The sequence below is a fragment of the Pseudomonas sp. PF05 genome, assembly GCF_056521845.1.
Window position 1 is genome coordinate 1 of record NZ_JBWLPW010000069.1, and the last position, 784, is coordinate 784.

Here is a 784-nt window from a genome sequence, read left to right on the forward strand (position 1 = left end):
TGCCCAAAGGGGTGATGGTCGAGCACCGCAACGTCGCACGGCTGTTTTCGGCGACCCAACCGTGGTTCGAGTTTGGTCCGCAAGACGTCTGGGCGCTGTTCCATTCCTTCGCGTTCGATTTCTCGGTCTGGGAAATCTGGGGCGCCTTGACCCACGGCGGTCGCCTGTTGGTGGTGCCGCAACTGGTCAGTCGCTCCCCGCAAGACTGTTATGCGTTGTTGTGCGAGGCCGGTGTGACCGTACTGAACCAGACGCCAAGCGCCTTCCGGCAGTTGATTGCGGCCCAGGGCGAAAGCGAGCTGCGCCACAGCCTGCGCCAGGTGATCTTTGGCGGTGAAGCGCTGGAAACCGGGATGCTCAAGCCCTGGTATGCCCGTGTCGCCAATGCTGGGACGCAGTTGGTGAACATGTACGGCATCACCGAAACGACGGTGCACGTGACCTATCGTCCGCTTGAAACGGCCGATGCGCAGTTGACGGGAGTGAGCCCGATCGGCAAGCGCATTCCCGACCTGCAACTGTACGTGCTCGACGCCCGGCGTGAGCCGGTGCCGGTTGGGGTGGTGGGTGAGATGTACGTGGGCGGTGCGGGCGTGGCCCGGGGTTATCTGAACCGTCCGGAATTGACCCAGGAACGCTTTATCGACGATACCTTTAGCGGGCGTGAAGGGGCGCGCTTGTACCGGACCGGCGACCTCGGTCGTTGGTTGGCGGACGGCAGCATCGAATACCTGGGCCGCAATGACGACCAAGTGAAGATCCGTGGTTTCCGGATCGAGCTGGG

General features: G+C 62.8%; 1 protein-coding gene. It reads left to right on the forward strand.

Going from position 1 to position 784, the window contains the following annotated elements:
• Positions 1–784, forward strand: a 784-nt coding sequence (locus tag AC09SL_RS29460; protein ID WP_479572004.1) for an AMP-binding protein, incomplete at both ends; no start/stop codon positions are given.